The organism is Lactobacillus gallinarum (assembly GCF_002160635.1).
Lineage (GTDB): Bacteria > Bacillota > Bacilli > Lactobacillales > Lactobacillaceae > Lactobacillus > Lactobacillus gallinarum.
Window position 1 is genome coordinate 111,046 of sequence record NZ_NFKZ01000001.1, and the last position, 18,153, is coordinate 129,198.

Sequence of the window (18,153 nt, forward strand, 5' to 3'; positions counted from 1 at the left end):
TTTCATTTAGATTAAAAATGAGGTGGAAAAATATGACATTACCTTTTAAAGCTGTTGCAGTTGACATGGATGGGACATTCTTAGATGATCGTAAGCAATTTAATCATGAACAATTTGATCAAATACTTACGGAATTAGAAAAAAGAAACGTTCATTTTATCGTAGCTTCTGGTCGGCCATACACTAGATTAAAGCAAGACTTCGGTGATTTTGCTGAACGCATGGATTTTGTTTCTCTCAATGGTTCTATGCTAGTTGTTAACGGTGAAACAGTTGCTTCTTATCCGCTAAAACGTGAAACTGCTCTTAGTCTACTTAAAGAAGTCAGTGACAAATATGGTAAAGTAGCTCCTATGGTCTTCGAAACCGATGTAGCCTACTTCCACAAAGCTATTCCTAAAACTGAGCGTGACTTCTTAGCATACTTCGCTGGCAAAAGTGCAGTTGTTGATCATTGGTCAGATTTACCCAACAAGGATATCTTGCAAATCACTTTTAGTTTAGACAATTCTAAGGCGCCAGAAATTGAAAAAGAATTCAATGAAAAGCATGAACAAAAAATTTCTGCATTTGGATCTGCTAATACTGCTATTGATACTAATGTTTATGGTATCAATAAAGGCGCCGGTTTAAAGCATTTATTAGCCAAATTAAACTTAACTGGTGATGATCTAATCGCATTTGGTGATGGCGGCAACGATATTGCTATGCTTGATTTTGCAAAATACTCTTATGCTATGGCTAACGGGATGCCAAGTGTTAAAGAACATGCTAAATATATCGCACCTGCCAATACTGAAAATGGTGTCTTCAGGGTCCTACAAAAATATTTAGACGCTGAGAAATAGATATACAAAAAAGGCAATGAACCTAAACGTTCATTGCCTTTTTTAATGAAATAAATTATTTGGTCAACTTTTCTGTACTTTCAAGTAATTCAGCACGTTGAGCTAAATTCATGTAAAGTCTGTTGTTTGAAACAGCGATACCTTCAATTTCACGACCAGTGTGGAATTGATAAGTATCCTTGACTTCACCATTACGAGCAATTTTAGCAATTACATCGTTAAATGCAAGATAGAAGTTGTCATTCTTAGCATCGTATGTGAAACCTTGAGTATAAGTATTTGAAACAATACCAGTCTTAGTTGCACCTACCATAGTTGGGTACCAGTTATCACCTTTACGGTTGAATTCCCAGTATTCAGTTTGGTTCTTTTGCTTGTTGTAAAGAGTTGTGTACATCTTGTGATCACTTACAATAACACCATCGTGGAAGTAACGGCCTTCTGAGTCGCTACCATTCCAGCATTTGAATGTCCAAATCTTATTAATGCACATATCACTCTTACGGATTTGAAGCAATTCTTCTGATCTATTGCTCTTATATGATGTCTTATTATCATAGTTAACTACATAAATATACTTATCAGTTGCGCCCATAGCTTGACCGTGACCAATTGGAATATATGGACTTACCTTAATATTTTTAACGTAAGAATTGAACTTCTTTTGAGACATATCAAGCAAGTATTGACCATTAAAAGCATTAGTCAAATGGTTTAAATTATAAGCAATGATGTGACCATTAGAAATTTTAGTACTGCTGAGTAAACTAGTGTAAAGCCAGCCGTCTGACATAGCAATACCTTCTGGAATATGACCTACACGGTTAATGTAATCGTCGTCTTTAATGTCTCTAGCAACACTAAGTAAAACTGGTTGGAAGAAACGAGTCTTAAAGGTCATATTACCATTATCAGTAGTGTAACTGTGCTTTGCTTTATCTGGAGCAAAGTCAGTCTTAGTTACGTAGTTAGATGAACTACCATAGTAAGTCTTCCAAGATTTTAGGTCACCACTAAATGGTTGTGCTGAAACACTATCTGCATCAGCAACGCCTTCTTTAGTACTCTTTCTTACAGTAACTTTTACAGTAGCTTTAGCACTACCATAACTATACTTAACCTTGTAAGTACCTGGTTCAGAACAATCAATTGCATCTTCAGAAATTGTAATATCTTGGGTAGGAATAACGGTTCCCATATAGTTAGTTACATAACTAACTGCATCTTCTGGAGCAAAATCAGAATGACTATTTCTTACTAAACTTACAGTCTTAGGAACAGCAATAGTGTTTCTAGTAAACCAGTTTTGGTTAACATATCCTACTTTACGGCCATTAACATAAATGCGCCAGTAGGTACCGTTGTGAGTTTTAATTCGTTGATCAGATTGAATATGAGCATATTGATAGTCACTGGCATCTGCTAACTTCTTAACAGGCTTACCATTCTTAATGCTCTTATAAACATTGTAATGTTTATTACTACCTACTTTAACCATCAAATCGTAAGAAGTACTGGTTTGAACTGGCTCCTTTTTAGCAGTTGAACTATCTTTAGCTTTGTCTGTTTTAGTAGTTGACTTAGAATTAGCGGCAAAAACAGGATTTGAATAACCCATTAATAAACCAACACTAAGTGCAACAGCTGATGTGGCAGTTAAAATCTTATTTGTATATTTCAAGCTTGTCCTCCTACAATATTACAACAGTATTTTACATAGTTATTATAATATATAAACAATATTCTCAAAAATACAATTTGAATACAAGTAAATCTCTTTATTTGACACTTTTATTACGAAGTGATTTAATTAGCACAGTACTTAAAAGAGTGCTAATTAATACGAAATAAATTTAGGAGGCAAATATATGCTAGTACCTACAGTTATTGAACAAACTGCTCGTGGTGAACGTGCTTATGACATTTACTCACGCTTATTAAAAGATAGAATTATTATGTTGAGTGGCGAAATTAACGACCAAATGGCTAACTCAATTATTGCTCAATTGCTTTTCCTTGATGCACAAGATAACACTAAGGATATTTCACTTTACATTAATTCACCAGGTGGTGTAATTACTTCTGGTCTTGCAATTATGGACACCATGAACTTTATCAAGTCGGATGTTTCTACTATTGCAATTGGTATGGCTGCTTCAATGGCTTCCATCCTTTTGACTAGTGGTACTAAGGGTAAGCGTTTCGCATTACCTAACTCTACTGTACTTATTCACCAACCTTTAGGTGGAGCACAAGGTCAACAAACTGATATTCAAATTGCAGCTAACGAAATTTTAAAGAGTCGCAAGAAGATTAACGAAATCTTACACGAAACTACTGGTCAACCTTTGGAAAAGATTCAAAAGGATACCGAACGTGATAATTACTTAACTGCTGAAGAAGCTAAGGAATACGGTTTAATCGATGAAATTATGGTTAATAAGAAGAAGTAATCATAAATTATAATCAAAAGAGGATTTGCGTGTGCAAATCCTCTTTTTTTAATCTCTCAAATTTTCAGCCAATTCATGTAACTTTTTGAATCGATGATTAACACCAGATTTTGAAATAGGTCCATCCGGAATTTGATCCGCTACTTCTTTTAAAGTTAATTCTGGATGAGCTAATCTAAAACGTGCTAAAATCTGTAACTTTTCTGGTAAGCTGTCGATTCCTTTTTCTTTTTGAATCAACTGAATATCTTCTACCTGTTTTGCAGAAGCGGAAGCCGTCTTTTTCATATTAGCTGTATCACAATTAACCAAACGATTAACCGAATTACGCATGTCTCGCATGATTCGTAAATCTTCAAAATTTAGCATAGCATTTAATGCTCCAACTACATGCAAAAAATCTCCGATTTTAGCTGCTTCTTTAAGGTAGACAATGTAACCTCGACGACGTTTCGTCATCTTAGCATTCAAATAAAAATACTCATTCATCAACTTAGCTAAATCTTCATTATGATCTTCATAAGTTGAATAAATTTCTAAATGATATCTACTAGTCTCAGGATTATTAACGCTACCGCCAGCTAAAAAAGCACCTCTAAGATAAGACATTGCACCTTCCCGTGACTTCATAATTCTCTGTGGAATTCTGGTAACTAATCCTCGAGCAGGATCCCAAATATTTAAGTTTTCCAATATTTCTTGCACGTCACGATTAAGTCGAACTAGATACTGATTATTCTTTTTTAATTTCATCTTACGAGAAACAATCAATAATGGTTCAATTCCATATGCAACTTTAATCAGTTTAAAAATTCTTCGTGCAATAGCGGGATTTTCTGTAGTGATATCTAGACTAAATTGATGATCATGAAGATTTAAAACCCCATTCATTCGCAAAAAAGCAGCTAACTCTGCTTTAGCATGCTCTGGATGCACCTCAAGCGAAGTTAGCTCCTTTTTGACTTCACTAGCATAACTAGCCATTATTTTCCTTCATTCTTTTACGTGACATTGCCTCAAATGCCAAATTCATTATTTCCTTTGCTACTTTTTCTCCATCATGAAAGACCAACCCGTGTCGTTGATCAATAAAATCATCGGTAATAACACGACAATTTTGCGCTCTCAAACCATTAAAGTCATTCTTAACAGGTTCAAGATATGCATCATAATCCTCTGGGTGGAATTTACTCATATCAATTTTAGCTCCGTTAACTAAAGCTGTATTGATATAGTTTCCACCTAAGTGACGATTAATTACCTCCACGTGCTCTGCATCGCTAAAGTGATCAGTTTCTCCACGTTGAGTCATGATATTACAAATATAAACTACTTCGGCCGGGGTTTCTCGAACCGCTTCACCTAAATTAGAAATCATCAAATTAGGTAAAATAGAAGTAAATAAACTACCTGGACCTAAGACAACTGCATCTGCCTGCATTATCGAAGCTAAAACAGGTAAAACTGCTTTAGGTGTGGCATTCGAATTAGTATCTGTTACCCAAACACGTTTGATTCTTTTATCTTTTGAGGTAATCTCCGTTTCCCCGGCTTCCGTGGTACCATCAATAAACTCTGCGTTTAACGTTAAAGGTTCGTTAGATGCTGGAAAGACGTGGCCGTCGACCTTCATCATTTTAGATAAAGATTGAACAGCATCAAAAATATTCCCATGCATTTCATTCAAAGCTGCAATGATCAAGTTACCAATAGCGTGGCCTGAGAAGAATGCATCAGATGAATCAAACCGATATTGAAAAATGTCTTTTTCTTCTTGTGGCAAATCACTTAAAGAAACTAACACATTTCTAATATCACCCGGTGGAACAACGTTAATAAAATTTCTGATAGAACCAGATGAGCCACCATCATCGGATACCGTAACAATGGCAGTAATTTCCGCATTTTGATCTTTCAATGCATTTAGAATAACTGGTAACCCAGTACCACCACCGATAACTACCACCCGCGGACGTCTGCCTTTAATTACGCGCACAATTCGCGTTTCTCCATATGACATCGCGATATACCTACTTTCTAATGTAGCGACTTACCTCACGGTGAGTTATATCAACTGGATATTTTTTGGATAAGTCACGAGCAAGTTGTTGTGCAATTGATACACTACGATGTTGACCACCAGTACAACCAATTGCAATTGTCAATTTTTCTTTTCCTTCTTTAATATAACCAGGAATAGCGGTTTCTAATAAATCCAATAATTTTTGATAGAAAACCTGTGTCTCTTCTTTATTCATTACATAATCAAAGACACGCTTATCTAATCCTGTGAATGGACGCAACTCCGGAATATAGAATGGATTAGACAGAAAACGCACATCCATTACAATATCCGCATCAATTGGCATGCCATATTTAAAACCGAATGACATTACTTCAATTGAAAATGGCTGACGCTTACGGTCACTGAAAGTATTAATTAACTTCTGTTTTAAATCTTTAGTAGATAAATTAGACGTATTAATGATGTAATTTGAACGATTTTTGATTGGCATCAAAATACGACGTTCTTCTTGAATGCCATCTAACAAACGTCCCTTACCATTATTAGCTAGTGGTGGAAGCCGTCTAGTTTCCTTGTAACGTGCTACTAACACATCATCTGAAGCATCTAAAAAGAGAATAGTAGCTTGAACGGTGCCATTATCTTCGAGTGAATTTACCTCATCTAATAAATCTGTATAAAAAGTTTTAACACGTAAATCAATTACTACTGCTACCTTATGGAAATCATTTGAATTATTAATTAAATCCCAAAAGCTTCCCAATAATGTTGGTGGCAAGTTATCAACTACGAAGTAACCCATATCTTCTAAATCATGAGCCACAACAGTTTTGCCTGCCCCACTCATTCCTGTAACAATTAATAATTGTTTCTTATCATCAGCCATTGTTAGCCCTCCTTCTGTAAATTATATCATACCGGGTGTTCCATTATAGTGCAAAAAAAAAGAGACCATCGCAGCCTCTTTTTCATAATTATTAACGGTGCATAAATGCAACGACTATTTCATTGATACCAAATACTAACAACCAAAATGCAACTAACCATACTAAACTCAAAGCTGCAAAAAGTGGGTTAAAGATCAAGAAAATAGCAATAACTAAACTTAGAATGTTCAAAACTAAGTTAAAGATAAAGTATCCTGTTGAAAAGTCACGCAAGTGCCATGAAAAGGCAATTCCGACAGCTGAGTCGACAAAGAACCAAATTGCAAATAAATATGCAATGGTCAATCCACCAATATCATATGAGCATAAGAACAAAATACCCACAATGATATCTAAAATACCTGAAATAAGTGCTACCCAACTACGTGCAAAGAAAGCACGAAAACGTGAATAACCAGCAAGCCATACTAAACCTTGCAAAATTGACAAAATACCAAAGATTAATACAAATGCATGCAATCCCTTGGCTGGATGTCTAAGAAGCAAAAAAGCAACAACAACCATTAATACACCAGCGATAAATGCGCCCCAATCGAAGCCACGATTATCTCTAGAACTTGAAAAAATGTCCATTATTCGTCCTCCTTGGTGCCTATTTTACACTTATTCGAGGATAAAAACACTTACGCATTACTTTTTATTTTCCGCATCCCTAGTTAACTTAGTATCACGCTTTAAAACCGGCTTTAAATATTGACCAGTATAGCTTTCTTTCACCTCCGCTATTTCTTCAGGCGTTCCTGTAGCAACAACGTTACCGCCACCTTCACCGCCTTCAGGTCCTAAATCAATAATCCAGTCAGCGTTTTTAATCACATCTAAATTATGTTCAATTACTAGAACAGTGTTTCCTTCATCAACTAAACGCTGCAAAACTTCAAGCAAGCGTTTAATATCATCGGTATGCAGACCTGTCGTTGGCTCATCCAAAATATAGAAATTCTTACCAGTTGATAATTTCTGCAATTCTGCAGCCAACTTCATTCTCTGGGCTTCCCCACCTGATAAAGTTGTAGCAGATTGACCTAATTTAACATAGCCTAAACCTACATCAACAATAGTCTGCAATTTACGTGCAATTTTAGGAATATTTTCAAAGAACTTGCATGCTTCATTAATTGTCATATCAAGCACTTGAGCAATATTCTTTTCACGATAAGTTACTTCCAAGGTTTCTGAATTATAACGACTGCCATGACAAACTTCACATGGGACATACACATCTGGCAAGAAATTCATTTCGATCTTAACAATTCCGTCACCATGACATGCTTCACAGCGGCCGCCTTTAACATTAAATGAAAAACGAGCCTTAGTATAACCTCTCATTTTAGCTTCATTTGTTTGAGCAAAAAGCGTACGAATATCATCGAAAACGCTAGTATAAGTAGCCGGATTACTACGTGGGGTACGTCCAATAGGACTTTGATCAATATCGATGATTTTTTCAATATTTTTATAGCCACGAATTGACTTATATTTACCTGGCTTAGTTGAATTATGATTTAACTTTTGCGCTAATGCTCGCTTTAAAATCATATTAACTAAAGTTGACTTACCTGAACCAGAAACACCACTCACTACGACAAATTTTCCTAAAGGAAAATCAACGTTAATATTCTTTAAATTGTTTTCTTGTGCACCGGTAATAGTGATCTTCTTACCATTACCCTTGCGGCGTTTTAATGGCACAGGAACAAACTTTTTTCCCGACAAATATTGACCAGTCAAAGACTTAGGATTTTTCTCCACTTCTTCTGGTGTACCTTGAGACATTACCTTACCGCCGTAAACGCCGGCGCCTGGTCCCATATCAATCAGATAATCGGCTTGGCGCATAGTCTCATCATCGTGTTCAACCACAATCAAAGAATTGCCTAAATCACGCATTCTCTTAAGTGAAGCAATCAAACGATCATTATCACGTTGATGAAGTCCAATTGAAGGTTCATCTAAAACATACATAACTCCTGATAGGTTAGAACCAATCTGGGTAGCCAAACGAATACGTTGAGCTTCCCCACCAGATAAAGTATTAGCAGAACGAGAAAGGGTCAAATAATCTAATCCAACGCTGTCTAAGAATGAAAGACGATCACACACTTCTTTCAAAATTGGTTTAGCAATTACAGTTTCTTGTTCACTTAATTTGACGCTCTTAAAGAAATCTAAGGATTTATTGATTGAAAGTTCAGAAGCTTCAGCGATATCCTTGTCCATTACCTTTACAGCCAAAGCTTTTTCATTTAATCGCTTACCGTGACAAGTTGAACAAGTCAGCTCTGTCATATACTTGCCCATCACATCGCGCATAAATTTGGACATTGGATGTTTATAGCGTCTTTCAACATTATCCATTACCCCTTCAAAAGGCTGGGTTGTGTCATTAACGCCAAAATCCCCTGTAACATGAAATTTCACTGGCTTAGTTGAACCGTGAAGAATCGTTTCTCTTTGCTTTTTAGTTAATTTATTAAAAGGCTTGTCCATTGGAATATCAAGTGCTGCACAAGCTTGTTCTAACATTTCAGTGTAATAATTAGACGTCTTCCATGGAGCTAACGCACCTTCTGCCAAAGTTTTGGTCTTATCAGGTACAACCAAATCTTCATCAACGGCTAAATTCATCCCTAATCCATCACAATCAGGACAAGCACCAAATGGCGCATTAAATGAAAATAGTCTTGGCTCCATTTCGCCCACTGTAAAACCACACTTAGGGCAAGCATAATATTCAGAGAAGTTAAGCATCTCCCCGCCAATAACATCAACATTCATGTAGCCATCAGATAAACGAAGAGCTGATTCAATTGAGTCAAACAAACGAGATTTAATACTATCTTTCACGATTAAACGATCCACAACAATATCAATATTATGTCGCTTATTTTTAGCTAAATTAAACTCTTCTCCAATTTCGTGCATCTCACGATCAACAATAACACGAACATATCCAGCACGTTGTACTCGTTTAAAAACTTCCTTGTGTTCACCGCGTTTAGCACGAACAACGGGAGCTAACAATTGGATTTTAGTTCTTTCGGGTAAAGACATGATTCGGTCTACCATTTGATCAACCGATTGTCGTTCAATCAAAGTTCCATCATTCGGACAAATTGGATGACCTACACGAGCCCATAAAAGACGTAAATAATCATTGATTTCGGTTACTGTTCCGACAGTTGAACGTGGATTATGTGATGTGGTTTTTTGATCAATTGAAATAGCGGGATTCAACCCATCGATTGAATCAACATCTGGTTTATCCATCTGGCCCAAGAATTGTCTAGCGTAACTAGAAAGTGATTGTACATAGCGTCTTCTACCCTCTGCATACAAGGTATCAAAAGCTAAAGAACTCTTTCCAGAACCTGATAGACCAGTAACTACTACTAATTGGTTTTTAGGAATAGTTATATCAATATCCTTTAAATTATGTTCTCGTGCACCACGAATAACGATCTTATCATTTACCATTAAAAGCTTTCCCCTTTTTTGTCTTTGGTTTTCTAGATGACTTTTGTAAATCGATAATAGCATCCCGTAAGTTTGCTGCCTCTTCAAAGTCCAACTTTTTAGCGGCTTCCTTCATCTGCTCTTGCAAATTCTTAATCATCGTCTTCTTTTGACTAGCAGTCAATTCATCGAAGTTCAAATCGGCAAAACTATCAGACTTTTTATCTTTATCATCACTTGATGGCTTCGTAATAGAAATTACATCTTGAACAGGCTTGATAATTGTCTTAGGTGTAATTCCATGTTCTTTATTAAACTCTTCTTGAATCTTACGCCGTCTCTTAGTGGCATTGATTGCGGCTCTCATAGAATCAGTAATCGTATCGGCATACATAATTACTTCACCATTTGCATTACGAGCCGCACGACCCATTGTTTGAACTAGCGGACGATACGCACGCAAAAAGCCTTCTTTATCTGCATCCAAGATAGCTACCAGTGAAACTTCTGGCACATCAATACCTTCACGTAACAAGTTAATTCCGATTAACACATCAAATTTACCTAAACGTAAATCACGCAAGATTTTCATTCGCTCAAGTGTCTTAATGTCAGAGTGCAAATATTGCACTTTGATTCCCAGATCCTTTAAGTAATCTGTCAAATCCTCTGCCATCTTTTTGGTCAAAGTAGTAACAAAGACTCGTTCATTGCGATCAATTCGTTTATTAATTTCGCCAACTAGATCATCGATCTGCCCTTCAATCGGCCTTACTTCAATCTTCGGGTCTAGTAAGCCTGTTGGTCGAATAATTTGTTCAACCTTATGATCAGTTCGCTCTAATTCATAATCACCTGGCGTAGCAGAAACATACAGTATTTGATGAACATGCTTTTCAAATTCAGATAACTTAAGTGGACGGTTATCAAGCGCTGATGGTAAACGGAAACCATAATCAATCAACGTCTGCTTACGATTGCGGTCACCATTATACATCGCACGAATTTCGGGCATAGTCGCATGCGATTCATCAATTAAAATCAAGAAATCATCAGGGAAGAAATCTAGCAAAGTATAAGGCGGTTCTCCAGCTTTTCTCCCTTCCATGTGACGAGAATAATTTTCAATTCCGTTGGTATAGCCAACTTCACTCATCATTTCCATATCATATGTAGTACGTTGCTTAATTCTCTCGGCTTCAAGTAGCTTGCCTTCGCCTTCAAACTTCTTTACCTGAATTTTCATTTCTTTAGAAATCTCTTTAAGCGCGCGCCGCAATTGTTCATCATTAGTCATAAAGTGCGTAGCTGGGAATAAAGAGATACTTTCTCTTTCACCAATTACTTCTCCAGTCAAAGAGTCAATTTCAACAATGCGATCTATTTCATCCCCGAAAAATTCGATACGATAAGCATGATTCGAATTACCAGCTGGGAAAATTTCTACCACATCGCCGCGAACACGGAAACGTCCCCGTTGAAAATCGATATCGTTGCGGTCATATTGCAAGTTTACCAAATCACGCAATAATACATTACGATCATATTCTTGACCTTCATGAATCATCAAAACGCTACGGGCATATTCTTTAGGATCACCTAAACCATAAATTGACGATACAGAAGCTACGACAATAACATCGTTACGCTCCATTAAAGCTGAAGTAGTGGCGTGTCGCAACTGATCGATTTCATCATTGATAGCTGAATCCTTTTCGATATAAGTATCGGATTGAGGAACATAAGCTTCTGGCTGATAATAATCGTAGTAAGAAACAAAATACTCAACTGCATTATGAGGAAAGAAACTTTTAAACTCGCCATAAAGTTGACCTACTAAAGTTTTATTATGCGTAATTACCAAAGTGGGCTTATTCAAGTTAGCAATAATATTGGCCATAGTAAAAGTCTTACCAGTACCAGTTGCACCCTCCAAAATTTGTTCTTTATAGCCTTTTTTAAAGCCGGCAGTTAATTTATCAATAGCCTGCTCCTGGTCTCCAGCAGGTTTAAATTTAGATACTAATTCAAATTTGCGATCTTTTTGTCGTTTAATCATGGTCAAAAACTCCTCATGAAAAAAGTTGGACCAAATTGTCCAACTTTCTAATTAGTATTTATATTTTACTACCACGAACGTGTTTTCGCACGAAATATGCCCATTTTATTTAAGAAGTTCAGCTAAAGCTGCTTGGTAGCCTTGTGCAGCCTTTTCTGCAGTTGCGATATCCTTCTTATTTACACCAACATAAGCCTTGATAACTGGTTCAGTACCTGATGGACGAAGAGCAACCCAAGTTTCATCATCTAAGAAGTACTTCAATACGTTTGATTCTGGGAATTCTTCAAGTGGTGTAACATTACCATTTTCAATAGTTTCTTTCTTCAAGAAGTCTTGAATCTTGTTAACTTTGACACCATTGATTTCGCTTAAATGTTCATCACGCAACTTGCTCATGAGGGCTGCCATCTTCTTTTGACCGCCGATACCTGGCATTTCGATAGCCTTGGTAATTTCATAAGCTACACCGTACTTCTTCCAGATTTCTTGCAAGCCATCAAAAACAGTCATGCCCTTAGAAGCATAGTAACTAGCAACTTCGGCAAACATCAATGCACCTTGCATAGCATCCTTGTCTCTAGCAAATGGTTTGAATAAGTAACCATAACTTTCTTCAAAGCCCATGAGGAACTTAGCATCGCCAGCCTTCTTCATGCGGTCAACTTCTTCACCGATATACTTGAAGCCAGTCAAAACGTGTTTAGTCTTAATGCCAAAATCTTCTGCAATCTTAAATGGTAAAGCACTTGAAACAACTGAAGTAACGATTTCATAATCGCTAGTCAACTTGCCACTTTCTTTCATATGAACAAGCAAGTAGTAAGCCATCAAAGTAGCAATTTGGTTACCAGTCAAAACTTGGAAGTCGCCATCAGATTTTCTAACAGCTGCACCCATTCTATCAGCATCTGGATCAGTAGCAATGATTACGTTAGCATTAACTTCATCAGCTAATTTAAATCCAGGCTTGAAGACATCACGATATTCCGGGTTAGGCTTAATTGTAGTTGGAAATTCTGGGTCAATGATTGATTGACTAGGAACTGGAATTACATTGTCAAAGCCACCTTGTCTAAAGGCACGATCATAAAGCATCTTACCTGTACCATGAAGTGGTGTGTAAATAATCTTTAACTTATCAGCATTTGCTTTAACCATTTCAGGATCAACAGTTACTTGCTTTAATTCATTCAAATAGTCTTCATCAACATCTTCACCGATTAATTGCAAAGTACCATTTGCCCGTAATTCTTGGACAGGTGCTGCCTTTACACTAAAAATGTCAGTTACTTTTTGAGCATATGCAAATAAACGATCTGCGTTTTCTGGTGCCATTTGTGCACCATCTTCACCATAAACCTTGTAACCATTATATTGCTTAGCATTGTGAGAAGCAGTGATATTAATACCTGCAAAAGTATGCAAATGACGAACAGCATATGAAAGTTCAGGTGTTGGTCTTAAATCATCAAACAAATATACGTGAATCCCGTGTGCACCTAAAATACATGCTGCATGTTCCGCAAATTCTCTTGAGTGATATCTTGAATCAAATGAGATAGCTACACCGCGCTTTTTAGCTTCTTCACCATTTTCATCAATCAATCTTGCTAAGCCTTCAGTAACTCTGCCAACTGTAAAAAGATTGATTCTATTAGTTCCGGGTTCAAGACGACCTCTCATTCCGGCAGTTCCAAAATTGATATCTTGACCAAAGGCATCTTCAATCCATTTTTCATCTTTACCTAAAGTATCTAATTGATCCTTTAAATAATCAGGTAAATTATTAGCATTTTGCCATTCTTCAAAAACTTCTTTTGCTTTCATATTTTCCTCTATTCATCAAAATAAATACGTATCGGATTTTAAAGCTGTCTTTAACTTTTTATTATCTAGTAACAATTATAAAACTTCTGCTTTATTAATTTAACGCTTTAACTACTAAAAAGTCATTTTTTTATTCCATTTTTAGCTGGAATGACTCTGTCTTTTCTGATCTATATTATTAACAATAAAAGACATGCTCATCTGAACATGTCTTTTTATCCTTATTTTATTAAAAATTAAAGGCGAATTTCTGGCTTAGGATCTCTGCCCATCATTTGCTTAATTTCTTCAGCTACATCAGTGTTTTCGTAAAGAACACGGTAAATAGCTTCACAAATTGGCATATCGATGTTCTTTTCTTCGCTAAGTTCATGAACGGCTTTAACAGTAGTTGCACCTTCTACAACTTGACCCATGTTTTCAAGAACGTAATCTAAGCTCTTGCCTTCACCGATTTGTTTACCGGCACGCCAGTTACGTGAGTTAACTGAAGTACAAGTTACGATCAAGTCACCAATACCTGATAAACCACTAAAAGTCATTGGCTTAGCACCAAAGTAGTTAACACCTAAACGAGTAATTTCAGCTAAACCTCTAGTCATAAGTGCTGCCTTAGCATCATCGCCGTAGCCTTGTCCTACTAAAATACCAGCTGCAATGGCGATAACGTTCTTAACGGCACCACCAACTTCTACACCAACTAAATCATCATTTGTGTAGAAACGAACATAATCATTTGAGAAAATCTTTTGAACTTTCTTAGCATTTTCTTCATCAGTTGAAGCACATGCAATAGCAGTTAAATCTTTTTGAGCTACATTTTCAGCATGACTTGGACCTGAAATAGCTACGATCTTATCTTCATCATTTGGATAAACTTCTTCAGTCAAGATTTCTGAAATAAGCTTCTTAGTACCCGGTTCAATACCTTTAGTTGCAGTAACTAAAAGTGGCTTAGCACCTGTCTTGTCCAATACCTTACGTACATTCTTAGCAACAATTCTTACTGCCTTAGTTGGTAAAACAAATAAAACTAATTCTGCACCATCAAGTGCTTCTTCAAGGTCTCCAGTAGCCTTAGTAGTTTCATTTAATTTCCAATCTTTCATGTAGTGACTATTGGTATGAGTTTTATTAATTTCTTCGTTAACACTATCAATGTTACCGTAAAGAGTCACATCGTTACCGTTATCGGCTAACATTGAACCTAAAACTGAACCCCATGAACCATTACCTAAAACTGAAATCTTTGTCATTTTTTCTCTCAAACTTTCTATATTGAAATTTTTATCTAAACTAATCTCTTGTATATGGATATTTTAACCCACTGCCTTGCAAATACCACTTTGGTTTAACTACTTTACGACGATAAATCCATAAAATAATTGTTGCAATAAATAAAACCAAGCTCAGTGCCTGCGATACACGAATCATTCCAAAAGCATACAAACTATCCGTTCTCAGACCCTCGACAAAGAATCTTACTACACTATACCAAAGAAGATAAGTCATGAAAACTTCTCCTTGTTTAAAGACATGTTTTCGATGACGCAGAGCCAGAATTAAAATTAATCCTATCAAATTAAAAAAAGACTCATAAAGAAAAGTAGGTTGATAATATGTCCCACCTATTTTCATCTGCTGAATAATAAACTCAGGCAAATGAAGACTTTGTAAAAAATGAAGGGTAGTTGGACCACCATGAGCCTCTTGATTTACAAAATTACCCCACCGACCTAAAATTTGAGCGGCCATTACACCAGGTGTAATAATATCTAGCATCAAAAAAGGTGGCAACATTCTTTTGTAACAAAAAATCAAGAGTACTATTAATCCTGCAATTAATCCGCCATAGATGGCAATTCCACCATGCCAAATAGCAATAATTTGATCTGGATGTTGAGAATAATAACCCCATTCAAAAATTACGTAATATATTCTAGCACCTACATAGCCTAATGGCACGGCCCATAAGAGTAAATCAATAAAATCATCACTGATTATTTGTCTTTTCTTTCCTTCCTCAATGGACATCCACGCAGCAAGTACGATTGCTACGGCCATAATAATACCGTACCATTTTATGCTTAAATTTCCTAATTGAAATGCAACTGGATTAATTACCATATTAATCATTATGATGTGGTTCCTTGTTCGTATCCTCTTTTGAATGTTCTGAAATTAAACTGGTCAAATTATTATCAAAAGTTTGTGCAGCATCGTAACCCATTTGCTTAGCTCTAAAGTTCATCGCAGCTACTTCAATAATACTTTCAATGTTACGTCCGACCTTAACTGGAATATTAACCTGTGGAATAGGGACGTTGCAAAGCGTACGTGTATTTTCTTCAAAGCCTAAACGATCATAGTTAGCCTTAGGATCCCAGTTAACCAAGTTAATTACCAATTGAATCTCAGTTCTGCTCTTAACAGCACCGGCACCAAATAAGTTCATTACATCAATGATCCCGATACCTCTGATTTCCATCAAATGACGCAAAATCTTCGGAGCTTCACCTACAACAGTGTTGTGATCTTTTTGGAAGGCATCTACTCGGTCATCCGCAATCAAACGGTGGCCTCTTTGAACCAAACCTAAAGCCGTTTCAGATTTACCAACACCAGAAGCGCCGGTTAGCAGGACACCCATACCTTTAATTTCAACCAAAACTCCGTGAATACTAGTTCTTTTAGCTAAACGCGCACGTAAATATTCAGTCAAAATACTTGAAATATAGGTGGTTGATTCTCCAGTCCGCAAAATTGGAATCTGAGCTTCTTCTGCGGCTTCCGCTAATTCTTTAGGCACAGGTAAAGAACGTGATATCAAAAAGCATGGTGTAGCCTTAGTAGCCATTTTATTAAATACATGCATTCTAATATCGTGGTCTAATCTAGCAGCATATGAGATTTCAGTACGACCCAATAATTGAATACGTTGTGCAGGATAAAAATCAAAGTATCCCGTTAACTCCAATCCTGGACGATAAATATCAGAAACATATATTTCATCATCTTTAATATATTCATGTCCTTGATACACCTCAAGAATACTTTTATTGTCTTCAATTAATTTGCTTAATTTTACTGCATCGGCCATAGTTTTTTACCTCCCAACTATTTATCGATATCTTTTGTAGTCACATTTTTAGCTTGTTTGCGGGGACGGGATTGTGACTGAGTGGAATTAACATTTTTAAACCAATCATAGTAATTACCACTACTTGGCATATTATTCTTATTTTTTCTTCCCGTAAACCCAATCAACCAAATAATTGCGATTGCAATTAAAGCGACTGGCAACAATAGAATAAATGCTTTAAAAAAGACAAATAATAAACTTAATATGATTAACGCTATTAAAACTAACGTTACAATGCCTAAAAAACTCATCTTTCATTTACTCCGGATTTTCTTGACTAAGAAGCCATTGCAAATATGAATAAATAAATGGCTGCAGTTTTCCATCCATTACGCCATTAACATCTGCAGTTTCATATCCTGTGCGTAAATCTTTAACCAAGTTATATGGATGGAAAACGTAAGATCTAATTTGAGATCCCCAACCGATTTCTTTTTGATCACCTTTTAAAGCCTGCTTTTGCTTCCGCTTCTTCTCCTCTTCTAAGTGAAAAAGCTTTGCTCTCAATTCATTCATTGCAGTTTCACGGTTTTGAAGCTGCGAACGCTGAGCCTGAGAAGTAGTCACAATGCCTGTAGGCAAGTGAGTAATTCTTACCGCACTAGAAGTTTTGTTAATGTGCTGTCCACCAGCACCACTAGAACGATAAACATCAACTCGTAAATCTTTAGGATCAATATCAATTTGAATACTGTCATCTATTTCAGGAATCACTTCTACTGAAGCAAAAGAAGTGTGCCGTCTTTTGGCCGCATCAAAAGGTGATATTCTAACCAATCGGTGAACTCCATTTTCTGATTTGAGCATCCCATAAGCATTTTTGCCGCTTATTCTAACGCTTACGCTCTTAAGTCCAGCTTCTTCACCAGGTTCATAATCATTAATCTCAAACTTAAAACCTGCTGCATCACAATATCTTTGATACATCCGAAAAAGCATTTGACCCCAATCCATCGCTTCAGTACCACCGGCACCTGGGTGGATTTCAAGGAGTGCATTATGACTATCGTATTTACCTGATAACAATAAGTCTAATTCATAATTATGAAACGCTTCTTGCAGATTTTTTAAATCAGTTTCTACTTCTTGATGCAAATCTGGATCTGGTTCTTCACGTAAAAGTTCAAGCGCAGTGGTTTCATCTTCATAGCCCTGTTGCAATTTCAAAAACGAATCACGTTTTTCTTTTAACAGATTATTGTCACTAATTAATTTTTGCGCTTTCTCTTGATCATTCCAAAAATCCGGTTCAGCCATCTTTGCTTCATTTATTTCGATGCTTTCATCAATTGCATCTAAGTCAAAGAGACCCCCTAAAGTGATCTAGGCGTTTCTTTAATTCGTCTAGCACACTTTGAATTTCACTAATTTCCATTTAAACTCAATTCCCTT

The 18,153-nt window shown here is 36.4% G+C and carries 15 protein-coding genes; 2 read left to right on the forward strand and 13 right to left on the reverse strand.

Annotation, left to right across the window (positions count from 1 at the left end):
* Positions 1-32: 32 nt before the first annotated feature.
* Positions 33-848 (forward strand): Cof-type HAD-IIB family hydrolase, encoded by an 816-nt coding sequence (locus B5E95_RS00705; protein ID WP_087175648.1) that lies wholly within the window; start codon positions 33-35, stop codon positions 846-848.
* Between the two features lie 55 nt (positions 849-903).
* On the opposite strand, the gene B5E95_RS00710 is transcribed toward B5E95_RS00705, so the two are convergent.
* Complete coding sequence (locus B5E95_RS00710; protein WP_087235405.1) at positions 904-2,529, reverse strand: SH3-like domain-containing protein; 1,626 nt, start codon at positions 2,527-2,529, stop codon at positions 904-906.
* Between the two features lie 187 nt (positions 2,530-2,716).
* Here B5E95_RS00710 and clpP point away from each other — a divergent pair, with 187 nt between their 5' ends.
* The gene (gene clpP, locus B5E95_RS00715; protein WP_005718663.1) at positions 2,717-3,301 is read left to right on the forward strand and encodes an ATP-dependent Clp endopeptidase proteolytic subunit ClpP; all 585 of its coding nucleotides are present in this window, start codon (positions 2,717-2,719) and stop codon (positions 3,299-3,301) included.
* 48 nt (positions 3,302-3,349) lie between these two features.
* On the opposite strand, the gene whiA is transcribed toward clpP, so the two are convergent.
* The 12 genes from whiA to prfB all read right to left on the reverse strand — a co-directional run bounded on the left by whiA (position 3,350) and on the right by prfB (position 18,136).
* On the reverse strand, positions 3,350-4,285 hold the full coding sequence (gene whiA, locus B5E95_RS00720) for a DNA-binding protein WhiA (protein ID WP_025005150.1): 936 nt from the start codon (positions 4,283-4,285) through the stop codon (positions 3,350-3,352).
* A complete protein-coding gene (locus B5E95_RS00725) occupies positions 4,278-5,321 on the reverse strand; it encodes a gluconeogenesis factor YvcK family protein (protein WP_025005151.1) in 1,044 nt (347 codons plus the stop codon). The genes whiA and B5E95_RS00725 overlap by 8 nt, the downstream gene beginning before the upstream one ends.
* A 10-nt stretch (positions 5,322-5,331) precedes the next feature.
* Positions 5,332-6,213 (reverse strand): RNase adapter RapZ, encoded by an 882-nt coding sequence (rapZ, locus tag B5E95_RS00730; RefSeq protein ID WP_025005152.1) that lies wholly within the window; start codon positions 6,211-6,213, stop codon positions 5,332-5,334.
* Positions 6,214-6,304: 91 nt separating this feature from the next.
* Positions 6,305-6,847 (reverse strand): HdeD family acid-resistance protein, encoded by a 543-nt coding sequence (locus B5E95_RS00735; RefSeq protein WP_025005153.1) that lies wholly within the window; start codon positions 6,845-6,847, stop codon positions 6,305-6,307.
* Positions 6,848-6,904: 57 nt separating this feature from the next.
* A complete protein-coding gene (gene uvrA, locus B5E95_RS00740) occupies positions 6,905-9,751 on the reverse strand; it encodes an excinuclease ABC subunit UvrA (RefSeq protein WP_087235406.1) in 2,847 nt (948 codons plus the stop codon).
* The gene (gene uvrB / locus B5E95_RS00745; RefSeq protein WP_056945509.1) at positions 9,741-11,789 is read right to left on the reverse strand and encodes an excinuclease ABC subunit UvrB; all 2,049 of its coding nucleotides are present in this window, start codon (positions 11,787-11,789) and stop codon (positions 9,741-9,743) included. Before uvrB ends, uvrA begins: the two co-directional genes overlap by 11 nt.
* Before the next feature lie 105 nt (positions 11,790-11,894).
* Positions 11,895-13,619, reverse strand: a complete 1,725-nt coding sequence (locus B5E95_RS00750) for a phospho-sugar mutase (RefSeq protein ID WP_087175645.1) — start codon at positions 13,617-13,619, stop codon at positions 11,895-11,897.
* 236 nt (positions 13,620-13,855) lie between these two features.
* A complete protein-coding gene (locus tag B5E95_RS00755) occupies positions 13,856-14,875 on the reverse strand; it encodes an NAD(P)H-dependent glycerol-3-phosphate dehydrogenase (RefSeq protein WP_025005155.1) in 1,020 nt (339 codons plus the stop codon).
* Between the two features lie 40 nt (positions 14,876-14,915).
* Positions 14,916-15,755 (reverse strand): prolipoprotein diacylglyceryl transferase, encoded by an 840-nt coding sequence (gene lgt / locus B5E95_RS00760; protein WP_162606860.1) that lies wholly within the window; start codon positions 15,753-15,755, stop codon positions 14,916-14,918.
* The gene (gene hprK / locus B5E95_RS00765; protein ID WP_087175643.1) at positions 15,748-16,719 is read right to left on the reverse strand and encodes an HPr(Ser) kinase/phosphatase; all 972 of its coding nucleotides are present in this window, start codon (positions 16,717-16,719) and stop codon (positions 15,748-15,750) included. The genes lgt and hprK overlap by 8 nt, the downstream gene beginning before the upstream one ends.
* A 17-nt stretch (positions 16,720-16,736) precedes the next feature.
* On the reverse strand, positions 16,737-17,012 hold the full coding sequence (locus B5E95_RS00770; protein WP_025005157.1) for a hypothetical protein: 276 nt from the start codon (positions 17,010-17,012) through the stop codon (positions 16,737-16,739).
* A gap of 7 nt (positions 17,013-17,019) precedes the next feature.
* Positions 17,020-18,136, reverse strand: a protein-coding gene (prfB, locus tag B5E95_RS00775; RefSeq protein ID WP_164477382.1) for a peptide chain release factor 2 whose coding sequence is annotated in 2 segments (ribosomal slippage) — positions 17,020-18,063 and positions 18,065-18,136 — 1,116 coding nt in all. Because the reading frame shifts where the segments join, the coding sequence is not laid out codon by codon here.
* Between the last annotated feature and the right edge of the window lie 17 nt (positions 18,137-18,153).